Annotated in this window: 26 protein-coding genes; 19 read left to right on the top strand and 7 right to left on the bottom strand. The window is 62.1% G+C overall.

The genetic code is table 11. The annotated features are described in order from the left end of the window. Positions 1–37: 37 nt before the first annotated feature. Both rpsI and rplM read right to left on the bottom strand, forming a co-directional pair. Positions 38–541 (bottom strand): 30S ribosomal protein S9, encoded by a 504-nt coding sequence (gene rpsI, locus AC3ANU_RS08450; RefSeq protein ID WP_018769171.1) that lies wholly within the window; start codon positions 539–541, stop codon positions 38–40. 38 nt (positions 542–579) lie between these two features. Beyond that, positions 580–1,023: a 50S ribosomal protein L13 gene (rplM, locus tag AC3ANU_RS08445; protein ID WP_015937805.1), complete on the bottom strand. Its 444-nt coding sequence runs from the start codon at positions 1,021–1,023 to the stop codon at positions 580–582. Between the two features lie 334 nt (positions 1,024–1,357). Between rplM and AC3ANU_RS08440 the strand changes: the two genes are divergently transcribed. The 18 genes from AC3ANU_RS08440 to AC3ANU_RS08355 all read left to right on the top strand — a co-directional run bounded on the left by AC3ANU_RS08440 (position 1,358) and on the right by AC3ANU_RS08355 (position 17,167). Continuing rightward, the gene (locus AC3ANU_RS08440; protein ID WP_043424896.1) at positions 1,358–1,984 is read left to right on the top strand and encodes a prepilin peptidase; all 627 of its coding nucleotides are present in this window, start codon (positions 1,358–1,360) and stop codon (positions 1,982–1,984) included. Between the two features lie 278 nt (positions 1,985–2,262). Then, entirely contained in the window at positions 2,263–2,469 is a 207-nt protein-coding gene (locus tag AC3ANU_RS08435; RefSeq protein ID WP_018769170.1) for a Flp family type IVb pilin, read from the top strand. Between the two features lie 159 nt (positions 2,470–2,628). Beyond that, entirely contained in the window at positions 2,629–2,955 is a 327-nt protein-coding gene (locus tag AC3ANU_RS08430; RefSeq protein ID WP_488315830.1) for a TadE/TadG family type IV pilus assembly protein, read from the top strand. After that, positions 2,943–3,956 carry a pilus assembly protein TadG-related protein gene (locus AC3ANU_RS08425; RefSeq protein WP_043424895.1) on the top strand — a complete coding sequence of 338 codons (1,014 nt, stop codon included), beginning with the start codon at positions 2,943–2,945 and terminating at the stop codon, positions 3,954–3,956. Before AC3ANU_RS08430 ends, AC3ANU_RS08425 begins: the two co-directional genes overlap by 13 nt. A 20-nt stretch (positions 3,957–3,976) precedes the next feature. Continuing rightward, on the top strand, positions 3,977–4,759 hold the full coding sequence (gene cpaB, locus AC3ANU_RS08420; RefSeq protein WP_026265749.1) for a Flp pilus assembly protein CpaB: 783 nt from the start codon (positions 3,977–3,979) through the stop codon (positions 4,757–4,759). Then, positions 4,756–5,958 (top strand): CpaE/TadZ family protein, encoded by a 1,203-nt coding sequence (locus tag AC3ANU_RS08415; protein WP_018769166.1) that lies wholly within the window; start codon positions 4,756–4,758, stop codon positions 5,956–5,958. The genes cpaB (AC3ANU_RS08420) and AC3ANU_RS08415 overlap by 4 nt, the downstream gene beginning before the upstream one ends. Continuing rightward, positions 5,955–7,430, top strand: coding sequence for a TadA family conjugal transfer-associated ATPase (locus AC3ANU_RS08410; RefSeq protein WP_018769165.1), 1,476 nt, complete (start codon positions 5,955–5,957; stop codon positions 7,428–7,430). Before AC3ANU_RS08415 ends, AC3ANU_RS08410 begins: the two co-directional genes overlap by 4 nt. A gap of 178 nt (positions 7,431–7,608) precedes the next feature. Continuing rightward, positions 7,609–8,385: a type II secretion system F family protein gene (locus AC3ANU_RS08405; RefSeq protein ID WP_224084032.1), complete on the top strand. Its 777-nt coding sequence runs from the start codon at positions 7,609–7,611 to the stop codon at positions 8,383–8,385. A gap of 15 nt (positions 8,386–8,400) precedes the next feature. Continuing rightward, positions 8,401–9,282 carry a type II secretion system F family protein gene (locus tag AC3ANU_RS08400; RefSeq protein ID WP_488315829.1) on the top strand — a complete coding sequence of 294 codons (882 nt, stop codon included), beginning with the start codon at positions 8,401–8,403 and terminating at the stop codon, positions 9,280–9,282. 266 nt (positions 9,283–9,548) lie between these two features. After that, a complete protein-coding gene (locus AC3ANU_RS08395) occupies positions 9,549–9,782 on the top strand; it encodes a Flp family type IVb pilin (RefSeq protein WP_018769162.1) in 234 nt (77 codons plus the stop codon). 93 nt (positions 9,783–9,875) lie between these two features. Next, positions 9,876–10,265, top strand: coding sequence for a TadE/TadG family type IV pilus assembly protein (locus AC3ANU_RS08390; RefSeq protein WP_026265748.1), 390 nt, complete (start codon positions 9,876–9,878; stop codon positions 10,263–10,265). Positions 10,266–10,324: 59 nt separating this feature from the next. Next, positions 10,325–11,284: a Tad domain-containing protein gene (locus AC3ANU_RS08385; protein WP_231377422.1), complete on the top strand. Its 960-nt coding sequence runs from the start codon at positions 10,325–10,327 to the stop codon at positions 11,282–11,284. 39 nt (positions 11,285–11,323) lie between these two features. Then, a complete protein-coding gene (cpaB, locus tag AC3ANU_RS08380; RefSeq protein WP_026265747.1) occupies positions 11,324–12,073 on the top strand; it encodes a Flp pilus assembly protein CpaB in 750 nt (249 codons plus the stop codon). Continuing rightward, positions 12,070–13,263, top strand: a complete 1,194-nt coding sequence (locus AC3ANU_RS08375; RefSeq protein ID WP_018769158.1) for a CpaE/TadZ family protein — start codon at positions 12,070–12,072, stop codon at positions 13,261–13,263. The genes cpaB (AC3ANU_RS08380) and AC3ANU_RS08375 overlap by 4 nt, the downstream gene beginning before the upstream one ends. After that, positions 13,263–14,759 (top strand): TadA family conjugal transfer-associated ATPase, encoded by a 1,497-nt coding sequence (locus AC3ANU_RS08370; protein WP_018769157.1) that lies wholly within the window; start codon positions 13,263–13,265, stop codon positions 14,757–14,759. The genes AC3ANU_RS08375 and AC3ANU_RS08370 overlap by 1 nt, the downstream gene beginning before the upstream one ends. A gap of 10 nt (positions 14,760–14,769) precedes the next feature. Then, positions 14,770–15,702 (top strand): type II secretion system F family protein, encoded by a 933-nt coding sequence (locus AC3ANU_RS08365; protein ID WP_018769156.1) that lies wholly within the window; start codon positions 14,770–14,772, stop codon positions 15,700–15,702. 7 nt (positions 15,703–15,709) lie between these two features. Further along, entirely contained in the window at positions 15,710–16,594 is an 885-nt protein-coding gene (locus AC3ANU_RS08360; RefSeq protein ID WP_018769155.1) for a type II secretion system F family protein, read from the top strand. A 93-nt stretch (positions 16,595–16,687) separates the two neighbouring features. Beyond that, positions 16,688–17,167 carry an Hpt domain-containing protein gene (locus tag AC3ANU_RS08355; RefSeq protein ID WP_018769154.1) on the top strand — a complete coding sequence of 160 codons (480 nt, stop codon included), beginning with the start codon at positions 16,688–16,690 and terminating at the stop codon, positions 17,165–17,167. A 3-nt stretch (positions 17,168–17,170) separates the two neighbouring features. Here AC3ANU_RS08355 and AC3ANU_RS08350 read toward each other — a convergent pair whose 3' ends face one another. Further along, complete coding sequence (locus AC3ANU_RS08350; RefSeq protein WP_026265746.1) at positions 17,171–17,956, bottom strand: response regulator transcription factor; 786 nt, start codon at positions 17,954–17,956, stop codon at positions 17,171–17,173. A 253-nt stretch (positions 17,957–18,209) separates the two neighbouring features. Here AC3ANU_RS08350 and AC3ANU_RS08345 point away from each other — a divergent pair, with 253 nt between their 5' ends. Next, the gene (locus AC3ANU_RS08345; protein WP_056388943.1) at positions 18,210–19,877 is read left to right on the top strand and encodes a sensor histidine kinase; all 1,668 of its coding nucleotides are present in this window, start codon (positions 18,210–18,212) and stop codon (positions 19,875–19,877) included. On the opposite strand, the gene AC3ANU_RS08340 is transcribed toward AC3ANU_RS08345, so the two are convergent. From AC3ANU_RS08340 to rpsK, 4 genes are all read right to left on the bottom strand, one after another. Beyond that, entirely contained in the window at positions 19,878–20,771 is an 894-nt protein-coding gene (locus tag AC3ANU_RS08340; RefSeq protein ID WP_488315828.1) for a tRNA pseudouridine synthase A, read from the bottom strand. It lies immediately after the preceding gene. Between the two features lie 32 nt (positions 20,772–20,803). After that, the gene (gene rplQ / locus AC3ANU_RS08335; RefSeq protein ID WP_026265744.1) at positions 20,804–21,385 is read right to left on the bottom strand and encodes a 50S ribosomal protein L17; all 582 of its coding nucleotides are present in this window, start codon (positions 21,383–21,385) and stop codon (positions 20,804–20,806) included. 68 nt (positions 21,386–21,453) lie between these two features. Then, on the bottom strand, positions 21,454–22,464 hold the full coding sequence (locus AC3ANU_RS08330) for a DNA-directed RNA polymerase subunit alpha (protein ID WP_013601812.1): 1,011 nt from the start codon (positions 22,462–22,464) through the stop codon (positions 21,454–21,456). A gap of 130 nt (positions 22,465–22,594) precedes the next feature. Further along, a complete protein-coding gene (gene rpsK, locus AC3ANU_RS08325) occupies positions 22,595–22,996 on the bottom strand; it encodes a 30S ribosomal protein S11 (protein WP_018769149.1) in 402 nt (133 codons plus the stop codon). Positions 22,997–23,013 lie beyond the last annotated feature (17 nt).

The raw sequence follows: 23,013 nt of genomic DNA, 5'->3' as shown, positions 1-23,013 counted from the left end.
CCGCTGAATAGCGGGACGGGCTTCTGTGCAAGCGGGTTTAGCGCTTGGAGTACTGCTGGGCCTTACGGGCCTTCTTGAGACCGGCCTTCTTACGCTCGATGACACGGGCGTCGCGGGACAGGTAACCGGCCTTCTTCAGGGTGGCGCGGTTGTTCTCGACGTCGATCTCGTTCAGCGAACGGGCGATGCCGAGGCGCAGTGCGCCGGCCTGGCCGGAGATGCCGCCGCCGTGGATACGGGCGATGACATCGTAGGCACCTTCGAGATCGAGGATCTTGAAGGGCTCGTTGACGTCCTGCTGGTGCAGCTTGTTCGGGAAGTAGTTTGCCAGCTCGCGGCCGTTGATGGTCCACTTGCCGGAGCCGGGCACAACGCGGACGCGTGCAACGGCTTCCTTGCGGCGGCCAACAGCTGCGCCGGCAACGGTCAGGGCCGGGCGCTCCTTCTTGGGAGCAGCTTCAGCAGCTGAACTCTCAGAGGTGTAGCTGGTCAGGTTTTCCTCGGCCTCGACGACCTCGGTGGTCTCTTCGTTCTGAGCCACGATTCTCCTTGTATAGATAAGTTGTTTGGTGGCCAGGACTACTGGGCGACCTGGGTGATTTCGAAAGTCTTGGGCTGCTGGGCGGCGTGCGGGTGCTCGGCACCGCGGTACACCTTCAGCTTGCCGAGCTGCTGGGCAGCAAGGGAGTTCTTGGGGAGCATGCCCTTGATGGCCTTCTCAACGGCGCGGACCGGGTTGGATTCCAGCAGTTCCGCGTAGTTGACGGAGGTCAGGCCGCCCGGGTAGCCGGAGTGGCGGTATGCGCGCTTCTGCTCCAGCTTGGCGCCGGTCAGGGCTACCTTCTCGGCGTTGATGATAATGACAAAGTCGCCCATGTCCATGTGGGATGCGAAAGTGGCCTTGTGCTTGCCGCGCAGCAGGATTGCGGTCTGGCTTGCAAGACGACCAAGGACAACGTCGGTGGCGTCAATGACGTGCCACTGGCGGTTGATATCGCCGGGCTTCGGGGTGTACGTACGCACGGTGTTTGCCTCGTTCTTGTTCTGGCGTTCTTGTTTAGGTGTCGCTAGCTCGCGCACCTACTGTCTGCGCGCTACCGGAACAGAGGTGAGGGCTCCATGTAACCAGTCATCCTGAAGTTCCGAATGTGCACGTTGAGTAGTTATCCTGCAACCGGATTCTCAAGCGGGCACGCACCATCGGAATAGGACACGCACAACGACTACCAAGATTAGCGCGTCAGGGGGTTCAGGGTCAAAATGGGGTAGCCGGCGGCTGGTACATCGCGCGCCGGCCCAAGCTACTTAGGGGGCCGCAGTGGTATCAGCAGGGGGCAACGGTCCGACCGCTGGGCTCATGGTCGTTGCCATCGGCCTCCTGGGGCTCTTCCTCTCCCCCGTGGCCGAGCTCTTGATTTCGCGACTGCTCCCGCGACTGGGTGGCCTTCCTACGTTGCGGGTTCGGATTACGACGGCGGGACTTACCGGCATCGCAAGCGTAGCCTTTACCTTGCATTTTGGAATTTCCTTTAGCCTTCCAGCGTTCCTTTTTCTTGCACTATTAGGCACGCAGCTCGCACGGATCGACGTGGCGCTCCATTTGTTGCCAAACCCGCTCGTACTCATACTGCTTGCCGGCGGCATTCTGCTGTTTCTGTGGCCCGGTATATTCGCTAAGCAATCGGACGATCTGCTTCGGGCTGTCCTTGGAGCAGTCATTTTGTTTGTCGGCTACCTGATTCTGGGGCTTATTTCTCCCCGCGGAATCGGCATGGGCGACGTTAAGCTCGCCGCGCCCGTGGGTCTTTACCTGGGGTACCTAGGTTGGACCCAACTCCTGTACGGCGGCTTACTGGGCTTCATACTCAATGGCCTTGTTACGGTCGCAGTGGTTACCAAAAAGGGCCGGGAACAAGCCCCAGAAGTGGCTCACGGCCCCTCCATGCTGGGTGCCCTGGCCGCCGTAACGCTTCTTGTGAGCTAAGCCCCCCCCAAAGACCGTCGTCAGCTCCTCGCGTCAAGTTCCGACCACGTCCGAGTGGTCGACGAGGTACTCACATTGGTTTCCGAGTACTGACTCCATCTTCCGAGTACGCGCTTTTGCCGTTCCCGAAAAAAGTCGAGTACCACTACGCATTGTTGCCCATGGGATCAAGTGACAATCTTTTCTTAGCGAAGTCCAGCCGCTAAGGATTTATGGGGGCAGCTGGAAATTCGTTGAAATACAAATCACTTCAATTTCACCGAATTAAGGAAAATGCAATGACTTCACTCCTGGTCTCAATGACTGCTTACATCGCCGGCATCAAGGATCGTTTCGCTTCCGAAAAGGGCGCAACAGCGACGGAATACTCGCTTCTGATCGCATTTATCGCGTTCCTCATCATTGCCGGCGTCACGTTGTTCGGCAACGCCCTTAGCGGCTGGTTCTCCACCCTCGGCTCGACCGTGACGGCCTGGACGGTCTAGTTCGATCTTCCGGGATCCATCAGTGTGGGCCGCTCACGCCGCTGGCGGAAGCGGCCCACACCACTTTGTAGGTACACAACATCTTGAGGGGGAACTTTGAGGAAGCGCGGACTTGTCAGGACCGAGCGCTCGCGCGGCGCAGTCGCAGTGGAATTCGCCTTGGTCGCACCAGTACTTCTGGCCCTTGTCGCCGGCATCGTCGAGTTTTCACACACATACAACCTCCAGATTTCAGTGACCCAGGCTGCCAGGGAAGCCGCCCGGGAAATGGCCATCTCAAACAATCAGGCTGCAGCAAGAACCGCCGCGGTAGCCGGGGCACCTGGACTAAACCCGACGGCGTTTTCATACACCTTCAACCCGGGGACCTGCGCCGCAAATACGAACATGACGGTCAGCATTTCGTACACGGGCAACACCATGACGGGGCTTTTCGGCAGCACTATCACCGTTGGTGGAGTAGGAGCAATGCGATGCGGTGGTTGACGCACCCGAAGGAAAAAGAACGCGGTGCCGCTGGAGTATTAGTTGCAGTCATGATGCTCGTCCTTATTGGGGCAGGCGCAATGGCCGTCGACGTGGGCCAGATCTACTCCGAACGGGCACAACTCCAAAATGCGGCCGACGCCGGCGCCCTTTCAGCAGCGCAACAGTGCCATAAAGCCGGCACCTGCAGCGTTTCACAGGCTACGGCTTGGGCACAGGCCCTTGCGGGACCTAACTCGAATGATGGGTCAACCGACGTAACCTCCGTCGACCTATCGGTTCCCAATAAGGTGACCGTAGCCACGGCTACCCGCAACGGCTCGAATGCGTTTCTGACGAAGATGTTTGCGAGCGCACTCAACGCTCCGCCCGTCAGGGTAGGAGCCCACGCGACGGCTTCCTTTTTTCCGCCCGGATCCGGTTCCGGGTTTCCCTTGGCGCTCTCGAACAGCTGCTTCAACCTAACAGCCGCCAGCCCTACCGGCCAGGTTCAGAAGATCTCCTACAAGCCAGGCGGGACATGCACGGGACCCTCGGGGACCCAGATTCCCGGTGGCTGGGGATGGCTGGACCAAGATGCGCCCTGCCAGGCCGTTACGCAGACGGGCAGCAATGAAATTGGTTCGGACCCGGGGAACAATCCGCCGACGGAGTGCCAGACCATTCTTACTCAATGGAAGAACACAATTCTGTCTGGCGGTGAGGTGCGTGCCGTCTTCCCGGTCTTTGATGACGCCACCAATCAGGGCCAGAACGGCAACTTCCACATCATAGGCTACGCCACGTTCAAAATCTGGGGCTGGAAATTCGGCAACAACGGTGTTTATGAGTTCCGCAACAAAGCCAGCGATCCCGGAATGACACCCTCGCTCGCCTGCCCTGGCGGCAACGACCGCTGCGTCATTGGGCAGTTCGTCAAGTTCGAAACCATCAATTCAACTGGGGGAACCCCCGGCACCGGCTCCAATCTTGGAACCGTCGAAATCCGGCTCATCAAGTAGCCACGTTGTAAGGGGAAGAAATGAAAACACGCCTACTGGGAGGCATTGCCGCACTACTTGTGGCGATTATCGGAACTGTCCTCCTTGTGTCCTATGTCCAGGCCGCTGATAAGCGGGCAATGGCCGGCACTGAAACTGAAACTATCTACGTAGTGCAGCAGCCGATCCCGGCTGGATCACCTGCAGATAAAGTCATGTCGTCGGTGACCAAAAAGGAGGTTCCCAAGGCGGCCGTTGCCGACAACACGGTGACTGATCTCGGGACTCTCGATTCGAAGGTAACGTCCGTAGCTCTGGTCCCAGGCGAACAACTCTTGGCCAGTCGGATGGTGGACCAGGATGCCTATCTTGGTCCGGCACGGATCCAGGTGCCTTCAGGCCTTCAAGAAATCACTCTCAAGCTTCCCATCGAAAGGGTGGCCGGAGGCAAGATCAATGCTGGTGACACAGTGGGCGTCTTTCTTTCGCTGAATAGTGCCGGGGGCACTGATGGGCAAACCAGTTCCAGCAAGACCCAGCTCAGCTTCCACAAGGTTCTGGTTACTGCAGCCCAGTTCAGCAATGGTTCGGCCGCCCAAACGGAGGCAACCGCCTCCAATTCGGGGGCCAGTCAGGTTGCGTCGACTTCAAGCACCAAGGAACAGTCCGATGACACGTACCTGATTACGATTGCACGGGACTCAGCAGACGCCGAGCGCATCGTCTTCGCAACCGAGTTCGGGAAGGTATACCTGTCCAAGGAGCCGTCGGATGCCACCGAGTCGGGATCGAGCTTCGTAGACTCATCAAGGTTGTTCCGATGAGCCGCTTCATCCTGATCACGCCCGACTCAGAGTTCGAAAAGCTCGTTCGTTCCGCCACCGCGGGGATCCACGGCGATCTGCACGTATTCCAAGCCGACTACCTGCCCGAGAGTCCTGGCGATATTCTCCGCCAGATGGTCGGAGAGCCGCCGGAAGTCCTCATGCTGGGGCCCGGTTTACCGGTCGAAGAGTCGCTCAAGTTGGCCGCGGTCATGGATCTGCAGTACCCGGAGATCAGCGTCATCCTTGCTGTTACGACAACTCCCGAGACCGTTCTGCAAGCAATGCGCGCAGGTGTGAGGGATCTGTTGGACCCAGGCTCGGATCCGGACACGATCCGCGTCATGCTCGAGCGGGCCAGCCTGGCCGCGGCAGGCCGGCGACGGGGGCTGGCTCCGCAAACATCCGAACACGCTGACCATGCAGATGGACGTGTCATTGCAGTGATGTCTCCGAAAGGCGGCGTCGGCAAGACAACGGTGGCTACGAACCTGGCTGTTGGTCTGGGCAAGGGCTCTCCCATGAGCGTCGTCATCGTGGATCTCGACCTTCAGTTTGGCGACGTGGCCAGCGGTCTATTGCTCAAACCCGACTTCACCATTACGGATGCGGTTATGGGGGCGGCAAGTCAGGACTCGATGGTCCTCAAGACATACCTGACAGTGCACCCTGCCGGCATTTACGCCCTCTGTGCTCCCAACTCCCCTGTGGAGATGGACCGGATCAGTGCCGCCAATGTCTCCCATCTACTGGAGCAGCTCAAGAAAGAGTTCCAATACGTCGTGGTGGATACGGCGCCGGGTTTGGGTGAACATGTGTTGGCCACACTCGAACAGGCCACGGATGCCGTTTGGATTTGCGGCATGGACGTACCGAGCATCCGGGGAATGCGTACAGGTTTCCAAATCCTTGATGAGCTAAACCTCGTCCCGGAGATGCGCCACATTGTGGTGAACATGGCGGACCGCCGGGCGGGGTTGAGCTTGAAGGATGTTGAAGCCACCATCGGGGCGCCTGTTGACGTGGTGCTGCCTCGTTCCAAGACCCTTCCCTTCTCGACGAATAAGGGTGTTCCTGTCCTGCAGGACGGAGGCCGGGACCCGGCACTTAAAGGGCTGCGGCAGTTGGTTGACCGCTTCAGGCCAGATTGGGAAAGCAGACCCCACAAGCAACTTCACAGAAGGGCGGTAGTGCAATGAGTCTTTCGGACCGGTTCCAGAAGCTTCGCGGCGATTCAGCGTTCGAGCAGGAAGTGGAACCCCGCGCTTCTGCAGATGTGTTTGCTGTGCCCGCCCAGCCAGCCACCCTTGGTCGGATTCTCGAAGCCAAGACGGCGGCCGAAGCGCAGCCGGGCTCCTCCGAGGTTCCACAAATCGCATCGGTGGCCAGCGATGCTTTGAACTCGCTCAAAGAGCGCGCGAGCCAGGCTTTGTTTGAAAGACTCGGCGCACGGATTACCGATTCGTCCATTGACGAGGCCGAGCTCCATCAGTCGGTCAAGGATGAGCTCAAAGCCGTCGTCGAGGCGGAACAGATTCCGCTTACCGCCCTCGAACGCCAGCGGCTAATCCGGGACATCGTTGACGATGTCCTCGGACATGGACCCATTCAACGTTTTCTTGACGACCCTGCAGTAACGGAAGTCATGGTCAACCGCTTTGACCAGATATACGTTGAACGCCAGGGACAGCTTCACCTCACGGACACGAAGTTCACATCTGATGATGCGCTGCGTCGGGTTATCGAGCGCATTGTATCCAATGTCGGTCGTCGTATCGATGAATCATCGCCCTTGGTTGATGCGAGACTTGCCGACGGATCCCGGGTCAATGCCATCATTCCACCTTTGGCGGTAAACGGGCCGGCTCTGACCATACGTAAATTCGGCCGTGATCCGTTGACTGTTCATAATCTGATCGCCATGGGCAGCCTTTCGCCGGAAATGGCCGAACTGCTTAGGGCCTGCGTTCTCGCCCGACTCAACATCATTGTTTCGGGTGGAACGGGAACCGGTAAGACAACGTTGTTGAACGTCCTTTCATCATTCATCCCCGCTGCGGACAGAATCGTCACCATCGAAGATGCCGTGGAACTCCAACTGCAGCAGGACCACGTGGTTCGTCTCGAGAGCCGGCCACAAAACATTGAGGGCAAAGGCGAAGTCTCAATCCGCGATTTGGTCCGGAATTCCCTTCGTATGCGCCCCGATCGCATAGTGGTTGGCGAGGTTCGCGGAGGTGAATGTCTCGACATGCTTCAAGCCATGAACACCGGCCACGACGGTTCCATCTCCACCGTGCACGCCAATTCTCCCAGGGATGCCATCGCACGATTGGAGACCCTCGTGTTAATGGCGGGCATGGACCTTCCTTTGCGTGCCATCAGGGAACAAGTGGCATCCGCAGTGAACCTCATCGTCCACATCTCGCGGCTGCGCGATGGCAGCCGACGCGTTACCCACATCACAGAAGTGCAAGGGATGGAGGGAGATGTGGTCACGCTTCAGGATGCCTTCGTATTCGACTATTCAGCTGGAGTTGACGCAAGCGGCCGATTCCTAGGAAAACCAATTCCGACCGGCGTCCGCCCACGTTTTACCGATCGCTTCGCCGAGCTTGGCATCCCGATTTCGCCTGCTGTCTTCGGCGGCCAAGCCGTCAGGGGGCGGTGAAGTGGATTCCGATCAGTCTCCCCTCCTCCTTGTCGGCGGACTTCTACTCTCCTATCTGGCTTTGGCCCTCTTGATTGCAGTCGCCTTTAGGTCCAGAACACAGCTGCCGTTGTCACGCCGACGGCCAGGCGACACAACGATCCACTCGTCGAACCTCACACGCCTGACAAACCAGGCCGTGGAATCGCTGAACAGGCGCATTCACCTGCGTCGGTTCTCAGTAGTCAGTACTGAGAAGTTTGAGAATGCGGGCCTGCGAAAACAGCCGGGCGATTATCTCCTGGCTGCTGGTTCTATCACTTTCGTGGCTGTCGTTTTTGGTTTCTTGCTCGGTGGTTTGCTCTTTTCGATTCTGCTGCTGGTTCTGACTCCAATAGGCCTGGTCCTGTTCCTAAATCTGCTCGTGGCTCGTCGGAGGAAGAACTTCGACGAGCAGGTACCCGACACTCTGAACATGCTGGCCGGTGGACTGCGAGCCGGGCACAGCCTTCTTCGCTCGATCGACGCTGCCGCCGAGGAAAATGAGGCACCGATGAAGGAAGAACTAAATCGGGTGGTCACTGAAACCAGGATCGGAAGGGACTTAGGTGAATCCCTTGCTGATGTGGGGACCAGGACGAACAATGACGACTTCCGGGCCATTACAAGGGCTATCGAAATTCACCGCGAAGTTGGCGGAGACCTCGCCCATGTGTTGGACAACGTGGGCGAAACTATCCGCGACCGAAACCAGATCAGGGGCCAGGTTCGGGCCTTGAGCGCCGAAGGGAGAATGTCCGCCATCGTTCTCATGGCACTCCCGGTTGTCATGTTCATTGGCCTCACGCTTTTCAACCCGCTCTATTCCAGGGTCTTTCTAACTACGGTTCCTGGTTACCTCATGATCGCCGTGGCCATCATTCTGCTGACTTTGGGCGGTTTTTGGCTCAGCAGACTCATCAAACCGAAGTTCTGAGAAAGGGAGCAACTCATGCAGACCATTGCTTACGCCGCCATACTGGCGGTAATTGCACCTCTCTCGGTCATGACTTGGTTGGCCTTCACCGGCGACCGTGCCGGGCTGCGGAACATCCAGTCAAATTTGGGGCGTATCGCCCGCCCTAACGGTTCAGCTTTCACCGCCAACGGACAACTTGAAGAATTCAGCAGGCGGGTCACACCCAAGGGCTACACGGCATGGCTGGACAAGCAACTTGCGGGTGCCGGGCGTCCGAAAGACTGGCCTCTTGGCCGCATCATCATGGTGAAGCCACTCCTTGCCCTCGCAGGTGCGATGTTCGGCATCTTCCTGGTGGCAGCGGACCCTTCCGGGATAAAAGTGCTCCTCATGGTCGTGATGACGGCCGTGGCCTATTTCCTTCCTGACATTTTGATTCGCAACTACGCGCAAAAACGCCGCGAACGCATCAAACTGGACCTCCCGGACACCTTGGATCAAATGCTCATCTCTGTGCAGGCCGGCCTCGGCTTCGAAACGGCGATGGCGCGGGCAGGACAGAACGGTAGCGGACCGCTTGCTGACGAGCTCATCAGGACACTGCAGGACATCCAAGTGGGCCGGTCGCGCAAGGAAGCGTACGCCGCCATGGCAGAACGGGTAGACGTTCCCGATCTCCGATCGTTTGTCCGAGCCGTAGTGCAGGCAGACACCTACGGAATTGCCATAGCCAATGTGCTTAATGCCCAGGCGAAGGATATGAGGGTGAAGCGCCGCCAGCGAGCGGAGGAGCATGCGATGAAGATGCCAGTCAAGATGCTTTTCCCTCTGATCTTCTTCATCCTCCCCACATTGTTCGTTGTAGTACTGGGGCCGACAGTCCTCAGCATCATGGAAGTATTTGCGAACAAATAAACCCAGCACGCAGAAGCCTCGCGCCCCTGCGTCACAAAGACCGGACCCCCTCGGCACCCAGAACCGAGGGGGTCCTTTTGCGTGCCCAGCGCTCATGGAAAAACAACATTAGCGCAGGAAAAACCCAGCGGCTGCGCATTGAAAGGGCACCCGGTAAAGGCTTTGCGCAGGATGCTGCAAGATCCGGTCAATGTCGCATCAAGCGTTGCTAACTTCGTTTCAGTGCTGGTGCAGGGCCAGCCGATCCGTCTCGCTCAGGAGTCAAAATGCTTTCTCTCTACACCACCCTCACGACCCGCCTTCGCAGCGAAAAGGGTGCAACTGCCGTTGAGTACGGCATCATGGTCGCGCTCATCGCCGTCGTCATCATCGCCGCCGTCACACTTCTCGGGGGAACGTTGACAGATCTCTTCACCCAGGTTCAGTGCACGATGACCAAGGGCACTTTCACCCCTGGTGTTGACGGTGCGGCCGCCACCTGCGCCGCTGCCGCTGGCTAAATAAGAAGTTCCGTTGGCAGAGTGGCGGGTGCGACGCTCCCCACCGCCACTCTGCTTTCGCTCAACAACAATGACCGGTCGAAAGGCACCATCATGTCCCGATCATCCGAACGCGGCGCAGCCGCGGTCGAGTTCGCGATCGTGGTGCCGGTCCTGGTCATGCTGCTGTTGGGCATCATGGAATTCAGCCGGGCCTACAACGCACAGGCCTCGCTATCGGCGGCCGCCCGCGAAAGTGTCCGCGTGATGGCCATTTCCAATGATCCTGTGGCATCGCGCACCGCAGCCAAGAATACGGCTATCGCTCTCAAGCCATCGCTCGCGGATTCCAACATCACCTTCAAGAATCTCGATTCGGGCACCGCAACTTGCGCGTCGGGCACCCGAATGAAGGTCACCATCACCTACACCCTCTCAACCATGACTGGAATAGCAGGACCCTTCACCATGACAGGGCAAGGAGCCATGCTGTGCGGAGGCTGAAACTACCCCCTGAAAACAAGGACATCGAACGCGGCGCCGTGAGCGTCATTGTTGCGCTGATGCTGGTGGTCCTGCTCGGATTCGGTGCCATGGCGGTCGACGTGGCAATGATGTACTCCGAGCGAACCCAGCTGCACAACGGAGCCGACTCCGCCGCGCTGGCTATCGCGCAGAAATGTGCCAAGAATCCCAACGATTCGGACTGTTCCAACACTTCGTCTCTGGCTAAAACCCTGGCGAACAGTAACGCCAACGACGGCCTCAGCAACCTCAAGTCCGTTACGATCGACACGACAAACCGCAAGGTGTCGGTCTCAGTTGCATCCCAGGAGGCAGGGCACACGCCCAATCAGGTGTCCCTCTTCTTCGCCCGCGTCCTAGGGATCAACACGGCTGAGGTCAACGCGCCGGCATCCGTGCAGTGGGGCAGCCCCACCAAGGGCTTGGCTGCTTTTCCCATCACCGTTTCCGTCTGCCAGGTGCGAGGACAGACTGGCGTGCTGCAGCTGCTTCAGTTGCACGGTACCGGCGCCAACCCAAGCTGCAATTACGGTCCCTCCGGCGCAGCGGTGGAGGGTGGCTTCGGGGGTCTCAAACAGGATCCTTCGGCATGCGGCGCCACCATCGACATCTCGAAGAGCACCGCCGGCGGAGACACTGGAAACAACCCCCCGCCCTACTGCGACACCCTCTTGAATTCATGGGCGGCCGATATGACCGCTGGCAAAGACGTTATTGTTCTGATTCCCGTCTTCAACGCCGTCACCGGGACAGGAAATAATGCCGTCTTCGGGCTCACCACCTTTGCCGCTTTCAAGGTATCCGGTTGGAAATTCGGCCCCACAGGCCTTCCCTACACGTTCCGCAACAGGACGCCGGACGTACCGGCCGCGGTGCAGTGCCGGGAACCATGCCGCGGCATTATCGGCACCTTCGTCAAATACGTTTCCCTGGCCAACGGCTACACGCTGGGCCCAGTCAACCCGGACGGCGCCACCATTGTGGCAATAGCAAGCTAAAACGCAACACCCTATCTGTGAAAGCAACAGGAGCAGTCAGTGAAGTCACGTATGTTGGCCGGTGTATCAGCAGTGGTGCTGGCCATCATCGGAGCGGTTCTTATCGTCACCTACGCCCAAGGTGCCGACCAGCGCGCCATGAAGGACATGGACCCCACCGGGGTGATGGTTGTGACCAAGGCCGTGCCGGCCGGCGCTTCCCTCGACACCGTAAAAGCGTCCGTGACCATGCAACAGGTACCCGCCACTGCTGTTTCGAAGACCGCCCTGAAAAACCTCGACGATTCAGCCGGCAAAGTCGCCGCCGTGGACCTGGTCCCCGGCGAGCAACTCCTGGCCGAACGACTGGTTGATCCGAAAGACGTCAAGTCCAGCGGTGCAGTAAAAGTGCCGGCCGGGTTGCAGGAAATCACCTTCGAACTCGAAGCCAAGCGTGTAGTGGGCGGCCGCATCGAGGCCGGGGACCACGTGGGTATCGGTTTCAGCTTTGGCGCGGGCGCTGACAAGACCAAACCAGGCGAAGGAACCACCCAGCTCACCCTCCGCAAGGTTCTTGTCACAGCGGTCCAGAGGGCCCCGCAACCAAGTGCCAAGCCCACGGATGGCACGAATCCCCAGGACACTACGCTCCCGCAGGGATCGTTCATGGTCACCGTCGCCGTGAATGACATCGACGCCACCAAGATCATCTACTCCTCGAACAACGGTGACCTCTGGCTCACCAAGGAGCCCCTTGACGCGCAGGACAACGGCGGCTTCATCGCCAGGAAGGACAACGTGTACAAATGAGCCGCTTCGTCCTCCTCTCCCCCAGCGGCGACTTCGACCAGAAGCTGCGTTCCGCCGTCGCCCATGGCCTGCGCGGCAGTGTGCAGACAATCTCGAGCGACATCCTCCCCGCCGGCCCGGCGGAACTGTTTGCCCTCCTCAACCAGGAACAGCCGGAGGTCCTCATCATCGGCCCCGACGTTCCCTATGAAGAGGCGTTGCGTTTCGCCAAGGTCTTCGACGTCCAGTTTCCGGGCCTCAGCCTGGTCCTGGTCAGCGACGTGGACCCGTCCTTCCTCCTGCACGCCATGCGCGCCGGCATCCGGGACATCCTCAGCCCCCAGGCGGATGCAGCCGAAATACGGGTACTGCTGGAACGCGCCTGCCAGTCCTTTGCCACCAGGCACCGCGGGGCCGAACCGCAGCAATCAGAGAACGGCAAGGGCCTGGTCATCGGCGTCTTCTCCCCGAAGGGCGGCGTGGGCAAAACCACCCTGGCCACCAATATCGCCATCGGCCTGGGCCAGGTGGCGCCCATGAGCGTGGTCATCGTGGACCTGGACCTCCAGTTCGGGGACGTCGCCTCCGGCCTCTACCTCAACCCCGAACACACGGTCACGGACGCCGTCACCCCCGCCGCCGCCCAGGACTCCCTGGTCCTCAAGGCCTTCCTTACCGTGCATCCGGCCGGCATCTACGCCCTGTGCGCACCGCCCAACCCGGTGGACGCGGACCACATCACCCCGGACCAGGTCAGCCGGCTGCTGGAGCAACTGGCCCAGGAGTTCCAGTACGTGGTCATCGACACCGCCCCCGGCATGCCGGAAATCGGCCTCGCCGCCATGGAGCAGTGCACCGACGTGGTCTGGGTCAGCGCCATGGACATCCCCAGCCTCCGCGGCCTGCGCTCCGGACTGGAAGTCCTCCGCCAGCTGGACATCATGCCCGAATCCCGCCACGTGGTCCTGAACATGGCCGACGCCAAAGCCGGCCTGAACGTCCAGGACGTCGAATCCACCATCGGCGCCCCCGTGGACGTCAGCGTCCCACGATCCCGTGCCGTGGCGCTGTCCACCAACCGCGGCATCCCCGTCCTCCAGGAATCAAAGAAGGACCCCGCGGTTAAAAGCCTCCGCCAGCTCGTGGAGCGCTTCAACCCGGCCTGGCGCACGCAGACCCAAAGGAAGCTTCACCGAAGGGTGGTCATCTGATGAAACTCTCCGAACGCATCAACGCGGTCCAGGGCCGCAACCAGGCTTCTGCCGCGGGATCGGGGTCGGCCACGGCCCTGCTTGAGCCCCCGCAGCCGGCGCCTTCCCCAAGCGCCGCAGACGGTGCGGAACGGCACCTTCCGGCGCACGCCGCCGTCGTCCATCCAACGTACGACGACGGCGCGCAGCAGGTGCCCACGGCACCCCGGGTGGACGTCTTCGCAGCCATGAAGGACAGGGCGGCCACCGCCCTCTTCGAACGCATGGGCACGCGGTTCAACGACGCCGCGGTCACGGAACAGGAACTGCGGAGCACCGCCAAGAAGGAACTCACCCGCATCATCGACGCCGAGCAGGTGCCGCTGACGCCGGAGGAGCGCACCCGCCTGGTCCAGGACGTTGCCGACGATGTGCTGGGCTACGGCCCCCTCCAGCGCCTGCTGGACGACCCCGCCGTCACCGAAATCATGGTCAACCGCATGGACCAGATCTACGTGGAACGCAAGGGCAAGCTGACCCTCAGCGAGTCCCGCTTCAGCTCAGAGGAACACCTGCGCAAGGTCATCGAACGGATCGTGTCCAAGGTGGGCCGCCGAATCGATGAATCCTCGCCCCTGGTGGACGCCCGCCTGGAAGACGGCTCCCGCGTAAATGCGGTCATCCCGCCGCTGGCCGTGGGCGGCTCCTCCCTGACCATCCGAAAATTCAGCAAGACCCCGCTGACGGTCCGCAACCTGATCGACTTCGGGACCCTGACCCCGGAGATGGCCGAACTGCTGAACGCCTGTGTGAAGGCCAAACTGAACATCATCGTCTCCGGCGGCACGGGCACGGGCAAGACCACGCTCCTCAACGTCCTGTCCTCATTCCTTCCGCACGACGAACGCATCGTCACCATCGAGGACGCCGTGGAACTTCAGATCCAGCAGGACCACGTGGTCCGGCTGGAAAGCCGGCCGCCCAACACCGAAGGCAAGGGCGAAGTCACCATCCGCGAGCTGCTCCGCAACTCCCTCCGTATGCGCCCGGACCGGATCGTGGTGGGTGAGGTCCGTGGCGGCGAATCGCTGGACATGCTGCAGGCCATGAACACCGGCCACGACGGCTCCCTGTCCACGGTGCACTCCAACTCGCCCAGGGACGCCGTGGCGCGTCTCGAGACCCTGGTGCTTATGGCCGGCATGGACCTTCCGCTGCGCGCCATCCGTGAGCAGATCGCCTCCGCGGTAAACCTGATCGTCCAGATTTCCAGGCTCCGCGACGGTTCCCGCCGGATCACCCACGTCACCGAGGTGCAGGGCATGGAGGGCGACATTGTCACGCTCCAGGATGCCTTCGTCTTCGACTACTCCGCCGGCGTCGACGCGCACGGCCGGTTCCTGGGCAGGCCGGTGGCCACGGGCATCCGGCCGCGGTTCATCGACCGGTTCGAGGACCTGGGCATCCACGTGTCCCCGGCAGTATTCGCCGGGCCGCTGTCACCGGGCGCCAAGTAGGGACGCGGCCATGATCATCGCCATTGGAAGCGTCCTCCTCCTGGCAGCCATCTGCCTGCTCGGTGTGGCCGTGCTCCTGCCGAGCGCCCCGGCGGTGCCGCTGGACCGCCGTCGTCCGTTTGAACCGGAGCCGCCGTCCTCGCTGTCGCGCCTTGCCCTGTCCGGGGTCAGGTCCTTTGAACGGCTGCTCGCCGGCCGGAACGTCAAGCTCTTCTCCCGCGCGGAGCTGGAGAACGCCGGCCTGCGCCTCAGCCAGGCCGAATTCTTCCTGCTGGTGGGCATCGGCGCGTGCGTCGGGATGCTGGTCGGCACCGTGACGGTGAGCCCCCTCGTGGGGGTGCTGCTGGCCCTGCTGGCACCCTTCGCGGGCAAGCTCGTCCTCGGATTCCTTGCCGGCAAGCGCCGCGGCGCGTTCGACAGTCAGCTGGGCGACACACTGCAGCTGCTCTCCGGCGGCCTCCGGGCCGGCCACAGCATCCTGCGCGCCATCGACGCCGCCGCCACGGAGTCCCAAAAGCCGACATCGGAGGAGATGCGGCGGGTGATCACCGAAACCAGCCTGGGCAGGGACCTGCTGGCCGCGCTGAACGACACCGCGGACAGGATGAAAAACGAGGACTTCGTGTGGATCTCGCAGGCCATCCAGATCAACCGGGAAGTGGGCGGCAACCTGGCGGAGGTGCTGGACCAGGTGAACGAGACCATTCGCGAGCGCGCCGAGATCAAGGGCCACATCAAGGCACTGGCCGCGGAGGGAAAGTTTTCCGCGTACATCCTGATCGCCATGCCGTTCGGCATCGTGGCCATGCTGCTGGCCGTAAGCCCCAGCTACATGAACTCGATGTTCACCCATCCCCTGGGCTGGGTGATGATCGGCGCCTCCTTTGTCCTCATGACCATCGGCGCACTCTGGATGCGCAAGATCATCGACCTGAAGTTTTGAGGACCCCATGAACCTGATCGTCCTCCTCTCCGTTCTCCTGGTCTGCATCCCCCTGGCGGCCCTGGCCTGGTCCGTCCTGACCGTGGACAAGCAGGGGCGCCTGGCCGTCTCTGACCTGCTCTCCCGCGGCGCCCCGCCTGTTGCAACGGCAGCCGCCGGAGCGCCGGGGCTGCTCGAGGCCATAGGCCGGCGCCTCACTCCCCCGGCCTATGTGGCATTCCTCGACCGCCTCCTGTCCCTCGCCGGCCGGCCCGCCTCCATGCCGCTGGGAAAAGTGCTGGGATCCAAACTCGCCATCGGCCTGGCCGGGGTGGCAATGGGCGGCTGGCTGGCAGGCGTGGGAAGCAGCCCGCTGATGAAGCTCGCCGGGCTCTTCGTCCTCTTCCTGGGCTACTTCATCCCGGATCTCCTCCTGTACAGCAAGGGCCTGGAGCGGCAGAAGGCGATGCAGCTGGAACTGGCCAACACGCTGGACCAGATGCTCATTTCGGTTGAGGCTGGGCTGGGCTTTGAAGGCGCCATGGCCCGTGCAGGCGAGAACGGCAAGGGCCCCCTTGCCGAAGAACTTGTCCGCACCCTGCAGGACATGCAGGTGGGACGCAGCCGCCGTGAGTCCTACATCGCCCTGGCGGAACGGACCAACATCCCGGAACTGCGCAGCTTTGTGCAGGCCGTGGTGCAGGCGGACACGTACGGAATCGCCATCAGCCGGGTCCTGCGCGTCCAGGCGAAGGTCATGCGGGTCAAACGGCGCCAGCGGGCCGAGGAAAAGGCCATGAAGCTGCCCGTCATGATCCTCTTCCCGCTGTTGTTCTTTATTTTCCCGGTCCTTTTCATTGCCATTCTGGGGCCGGCCGTGATCAATGCAGTGGTGACCTTCAGCGGCCAGTAAAGATGCTCAGCGCGGCGGCAAGGTTGTCTCAAGGTTTACACAGAATGATGAAAAACAGGACCCCGAAGCATTTCCAGGAAGTAGCCTTGAACAATGAACAGTCCCGATCCCGGTTCCAGCGGAAAGAGCCCCGCTGCGGACTTCCCGCTGTCCGGGGTCGGTTTTCCTCCCGCTCCCGCTCCCGCCGGCGTGGACCCCTCACTGGAAGCGGCCGCCCTCTTGCCGTTGGTTGACGCCGCAGTGCTGGCGGAACTCGAAGATGAGCTGGCCGGGTCCGGACTGGCGCAGCGCTTCGCCAGGGACTACGCGGCCATGTGGGACGTGCGGCTGGCCCGGCTGGGAACAGCGGTGCTGAGCCGGGACGGGGACTCTGCCCTGGACGCGGTCATCAGCCTCAAAATCAGTTCCGCCATGGTGGGCGGGGTACGGCTGGCAAAGCTCGCCGAACTCCTGGAGGGCCTGATCCGGCGGGGTGACTTTGTCCAGGGCCAGGCGATGATGGCAGGCGTGGCCCAGGACGGGGCACGCACCGTGTCCGAACTGCAGTCAACCTACATCATGGAGAACGGCTAGCAGTTAAGCATCGTCCGGCCGCCTCGGCGCCAGCCGGTAACCCACCCCACGGACTGTCTGCAGCCAGCGCGGGGACAACTGGTCCTCTTTGAGCTTGCGCCGCAGGTTTCCCACGTGGACCTCCACCGCCCGCTCGTCCGCCTCGCTGATGTAGGTGTCCCGGTCATAGAAATCGCCCCGCACCGCCCGCACCAGGTCCGCCCTGGTGCACACGGCACCACCGCCCTTCAGCAACACGTGGAGCAGGTCGAACTCGCTGCGGGTCAGGCCCAGCGGCTCGCCCTTGACCTCCACGGTGCGTGTCCGGTGGTTCAACAGGAGTCCGTTGTGCCGCAGGACGCCGGGCTCGAGCTGCGCGGCGGCAGGAACCGGTGCCTGGCCCCCGTGTGACGCGGATTCATGCTGCTCGTTCACCTCGTGGCGCGGCCTGCGCATCATGGCTGCCACCCTTGCCCGGAGTTCCCTGGGCCTGAACGGCTTGGCGATATAGTCATCCGCGCCCGCATTCAGTGCTGACAGCAGGTCCGGTTCGTCGGTCCGGCCAGTCAGCATGACCACGTACGCGTTGCTGAAATTCCGGATTCGCCGCAAAACCTCGAACCCGTCGATATCCGGCAGGCCGATATCCAGCGTCACAACGTTGGCCTGCTTAGTGCGGACCACCTCAACCCCGGCCCGTCCGTCAGCCGCCGTATGAACTTCGAAGCCCGCCTGGGTCAAGACACCTTCGAGGAGGTTGCGTACGTCGTCGTCGTCCTCGATAACCACCGCTACACCAAGATCGTCCATTGCTACCCCTGCGCCAGGCGGAGATGGCCCCCCATTGGCCCAGCGCCAATGCCATTCCCGCTCCAACAATTTATACGCTACTAGTAAGCCCGGCTGTTCACATACGAATCGACACTGAAAATTGAAAAGTCAATTACTATGACAAGACATGTGCATTATCCAAGGGAAAGGGTGCTGGCCAAGGTAACTGGGGGGAATTGCTACATCTTGGCGGCGCCTGCTTTCCGGACCTAAAGGGGTACGAGTCAGAAACATGGCCGAGCCGTTGTTCCAGCGTGGACCCGGACGCATCTTCCGGCGGCTGGGAACCCGCGCCCAAGTGGCGCTGTGCCAGCTCCCCCTTACCTTCCTTGTGCTTGTCATTGCCGTGGCCACCCCCTTCGCCTGGCCCTCGCTCATGCACTCCCCCTTGTACGTGGCCGGCCTTGCCCTGAACGCGGTTTTGTTCCTGGGCTGCTTCCTGGTTCCCTGGGAACGCCTGGCGCACCGCCCATACCTGCTGATCCCCGTGCTGGACTTCGCGCTGATCGGGTTCCTGCGCAACGGCGCCGCTCCGCTCCTGCCGGGCCTCGCGGTACTGGTGGTCTTCCCGGTCATCTGGCTTTCCGCCTCCGGCATGCTGGCGCGCAGCAGCCTGGTGCTCAGTTTTGCGGGGCCCTTCCTGATCATGGTTCCATCTGCCGTGGGCCATTTCCCCACCGTCACGGCCTCGGACCTCACCACCGTCCTGCTCTTTCCCGTGATGATGCTCGCTGTATCCCTGGCCATCCGCTTCGCGAGCGTAAGCCTCCGGCAGCAGCAGCGTGAACTGGCGGACAAGGACCGTGAACTCCGCGAACTGCTGGCCGCAAGCCGGGAACGGGAGAAGCTGCTCGAAACTGTATTGGAGGCCACCGACGTCGGAATTGCCGCCGTCGACCGCTCCGGCCACTTCCTGGTGTCCAACAGCCGCCAGCGCAACTTCCGCCGTGTCACGGGCGCTGACGACGCCCTCCCCGGCCAGGGGCACCAGCTCATCTTTGGACAGGACCGGCGCACGCTGCTCCCCCGGGACCGGCGGCCCATCAACAGGGCCATGGCGGGTGAGTCTTTCGCCGACTACCTGGTGTGGGCCGGCGAAGGCCCGGAGCAGCGCGCCATATCCACCGCCGCCCGCCCGCTGGTCGGCGAGGACGGCCGGCTGACCGGGGCAGTGGTGGTCTACACGGACGTCACCGGCTGGGTGGAGTCCCTGGCCGCGAACCAGGAGCTGGTGTCCAACGTCTCGCACGAGTTCAAGAACCCACTGAACTCGATTCTGGGCAACGTGGACCTGGTCCTAGACGACGCCGACAGCCTGCCCCGGCAGGTGGCCCAGCGCCTGCTCGTGGTGCAGCGCAACGCGGAACGGCTGCTGGACCTGGTGGCCGATCTGACGGCCTCCGCCTCCACCACCTTGAACGTCCACCCCAAGCGGACCGATCTGGCCAGCCTGGTGGAGACCAGCCTTGGTTCCGCCCAGGCCCTGGCGCAACGCTCCCACGTGGAGATCGCCGCCGACGTCCCCTCGCCGCTGTGGGCCTACGCGGATCCGCTCAGGATCGGACAGGTGCTGGACAACCTCGTGTCCAACGCCATCAAGTACTCGCCCGACGGCGGCAAGGTCAGCATCAGCGCGGACGCGGACCGGCAGTGGGTCCGGCTGAGCGTCACGGACACCGGGATGGGCATGTCCAGCGAGGACGCGGCGAGGGCTTTCAACCGGTTCTTCCGCGCCGAGACCGCCCGGAAGGCCGCCATCCCGGGGGCAGGTCTGGGTCTGTCAATCACCCGAATGATTGTGGAGCGGCACGGCGGGACGATCGCCTGCGAGAGCGGCGAGGGCCAAGGCAGCACGTTTACGGTGACGCTGCCGGCCGAGGGCCCACCCCCGGCGTTCTAGTCAGGGCTCGCGGAGGGCGCGGGTTTGTTCGGCGCGGGCCAGGAGTTCGCTGTCCGAGGGGTAGGCCACTTCCTCCAGCACCAACGGATGCGGGGCGGCCAGGACCGACTTGGCGTCCCGCTTCTGCAGCAGCAGCCGTTCGTGCAGCCAGCCCGGCTCCACAACGCCTTCACCCACGTACAGCGCGGAGCCGATGAGGGCGCGCACCATGTTGTGGCAGAACGCATCAGCCTGGACGGTGGCCACAATGACGCCGTCCTCGCCGCGCCTGAACTCAAACCGCTGGAGTTCCCGGATGGTGGTGGCACCTTCGCGCGGCTTGCAGAAAGACAGGAAGTTCTGCAGGCCCAGCAGCTGCGACGCGCCCTCGTTCAGCAGTCCCACGTCCAGCGGATTCCTGTGCCACAACGTGAAATACCGCTCCAACGGATCCCACAGGGCGGGCCCGTCTGCGATCCGGTAGCTGTAGCGGCGCCAGAGAGCCGAGAAGCGGGCGTCAAAGCCCACAGGTGCCAACGAGATGTCATGCACGTCCACGGCCCCGTGAAGATCGCCCAGGGCCCGGTTCAATGCCCCGCGGAGCCTGCGCAGCATGGCGACGGCGGGATCCAGTTCGTGCCCGCGCGGCAGGTTCTGCCACTCGTCTTCGGTGAGGTCCAGGTGGACCACCTGGCCGCGGGCGTGCACGCCGGCGTCGGTCCGTCCCGCCACGGTGACACGCACCGGACGGCGTACCAACAGGGCGATCGCCTCTTCCAGGACGCCCTGGATGGTACGCCGTCCCGGTTGCAGTGCCCACCCGCTGAACGGGCCGCCGTCGTACGAAAGGTCAAGCCGGATACGCAAAAACCCGCCGCCCCCTGGAACGGGGGCCGCGGGTTTTTGGTGGTTCACAGACCTAAGTCTATGCGAAGAGAATCAGCGAATTACTTCGCGTCCTTCTCTTCGGCGGCGGGAGCCTCGGGAGCTTCCTCAGCGGCGGGAGCCTCTTCGGTTGCAGCCTCTTCAGCCGGAGCCTCAGCAGCTTCGGTCTCCACGGCCTCAGCCTCGGGAGCTTCTTCTGCAACGGGTGCAGCAGCAGCTTCCTTCTTGTCGGCATCGCGCTTGGCAGCGGAGGTAGCCTCGGCTACGACGGCCTGCTTGGCGGAAACCGGCTCGAGGACCAGTTCGATGACAGCCATGGGAGCGTTGTCGCCCTTACGGTTGCCGATCTTGGTGATGCGGGTGTAGCCGCCATCGCGGTTCTCCACAGCCTGGGCGATGTCGGTGAACAGCTCGTGGACGATGCCCTTGTTGCTGATCAGGCCGAGAACGCGGCGGCGGGAAGCGAGGTCGCCACGCTTGGCGAAGGTCACCAGGCGCTCTGCGTACGGCTTCAGGCGCTTGGCCTTGGTCACCGTGGTGGTGATCCGCTTGTGCTCGAACAGGGATGCTGCCAGGTTCGCGAGCATGAGGCGCTCGTGAGCCGGGCCGCCTCCGAGGCGCGGACCCTTAGTGGGGGTAGGCATAATTGTTTCTCCTCATGTGGAAGCCGTGGGCGGCACACCGTGGTGCTGCCCTCCGGCCAAGGTCTGGTTTAGAGTTCGTCGTCGCCGAAGGCGGCGTCGTCCTCTTCGATTGCTGCGGCGCGTGCTGCGAGGTCAAAACCGGGAGGCGAGTCCTTGAGGGACAGGCCCAGTTCAACCAGCTTTGCCTTGACCTCGTCAATGGACTTTGCACCGAAGTTGCGGATGTCCATCAGGTCAGCCTCGGAGCGGGCAACGAGTTCACCCACGGTGTGGATGCCCTCACGCTTGAGGCAGTTGTAGGAACGGACGGTGAGGTCCAGATCCTCGATCGGCAGTGCCATGTCGGCTGCCAGGGCAGCGTCGGTGGGCGACGGGCCGATCTCGATACCTTCAGCTGCGGTGTTCAGCTCACGGGCCAGACCGAACAGTTCCACCAGGGTGGTGCCTGCGGAAGCGACGGCATCGCGCGGGGCGATGGCCTGCTTGGTCTCGACGTCGACAATCAGCTTGTCGAAGTCGGTGCGCTGCTCAACACGGGTTGCTTCCACGCGGAAAGTAACCTTCAGCACCGGCGAGTAGATGGAGTCGACCGGGATACGGCCGATCTCTGCATCGCCGGACTTGTTCTGAGCTGCCGAAACGTAGCCGCGGCCGCGCTCGATGGTCAGTTCGAGTTCGAACTTGCCCTTCGAGTTCAGCGTGGCGATGTGCAGATCCGGGTTGTGGAATTCGACGCCGGCCGGCGGAGCGATGTCCGCGGCGGTGACGACTCCGGGGCCCTGCTTGCGCAGGTAAGCCACGACGGGCTCGTCGTGCTCGGAGGAAACCGACAGGCTCTTGATGTTAAGGATGATCTCGGTGACATCTTCCTTGACACCCGGAACCGTGGTGAACTCGTGCAGCACACCATCGATCCGGATGCTGGTTACGGCAGCACCGGGGATGGAGGAGAGCAGGGTACGGCGGAGGGAGTTTCCGAGGGTGTAGCCGAAGCCCGGTTCCAGCGGTTCGATGATGAAACGCGAACGGTTTTCGGAGACTACCTCTTCGGAGAGGGTGGGGCGCTGTGCAATGAGCACTTAGGTTTCCTTTCGGCGAGCATCCGCTATATGACGCAACACAGGTGGTGGAAATTCGGTCTGAAGACTTAACGCGCTGGGCTTGCCCGGACCATCGCTGGTCCGGGCAAGCTCCTGCTGCGGAAAAGAATTAGACGCGGCGGCGCTTCGGCGGGCGGCAGCCGTTGTGGGCTGCGGGGGTGACGTCCTGGATGGAGCCAACCTCGAGGCCTGCGGCCTGCAGCGAACGGATTGCCGTCTCGCGACCGGAACCCGGTCCCTTGACGAAAACGTCTACCTTGCGCATGCCGTGCTCCTGCGCACGCTTGGCAGCGGCTTCGGCAGCCATCTGTGCAGCGAACGGGGTGGACTTGCGCGAGCCCTTGAAGCCAACCTCACCGGAGGAAGCCCAGGAAATAACAGCGCCGTTCGGATCCGTGATGGAAACGATGGTGTTGTTAAAGGTGCTCTTGATGTGCGCCTGGCCAAGCGCGATATTCTTCTTGTCCTTCTTACGCGGCTTGCGAACCGCGCCACGAGTCTTCGGGGGCATTTTTTCTCCTACAGAAA

The sequence above is a fragment of the Arthrobacter sp. SDR-2R genome, assembly GCF_057747955.1.
The sequence above is the reverse complement of the archived record's forward strand: the minus strand, read 5'-3'. Positions and strand labels throughout refer to the sequence as shown.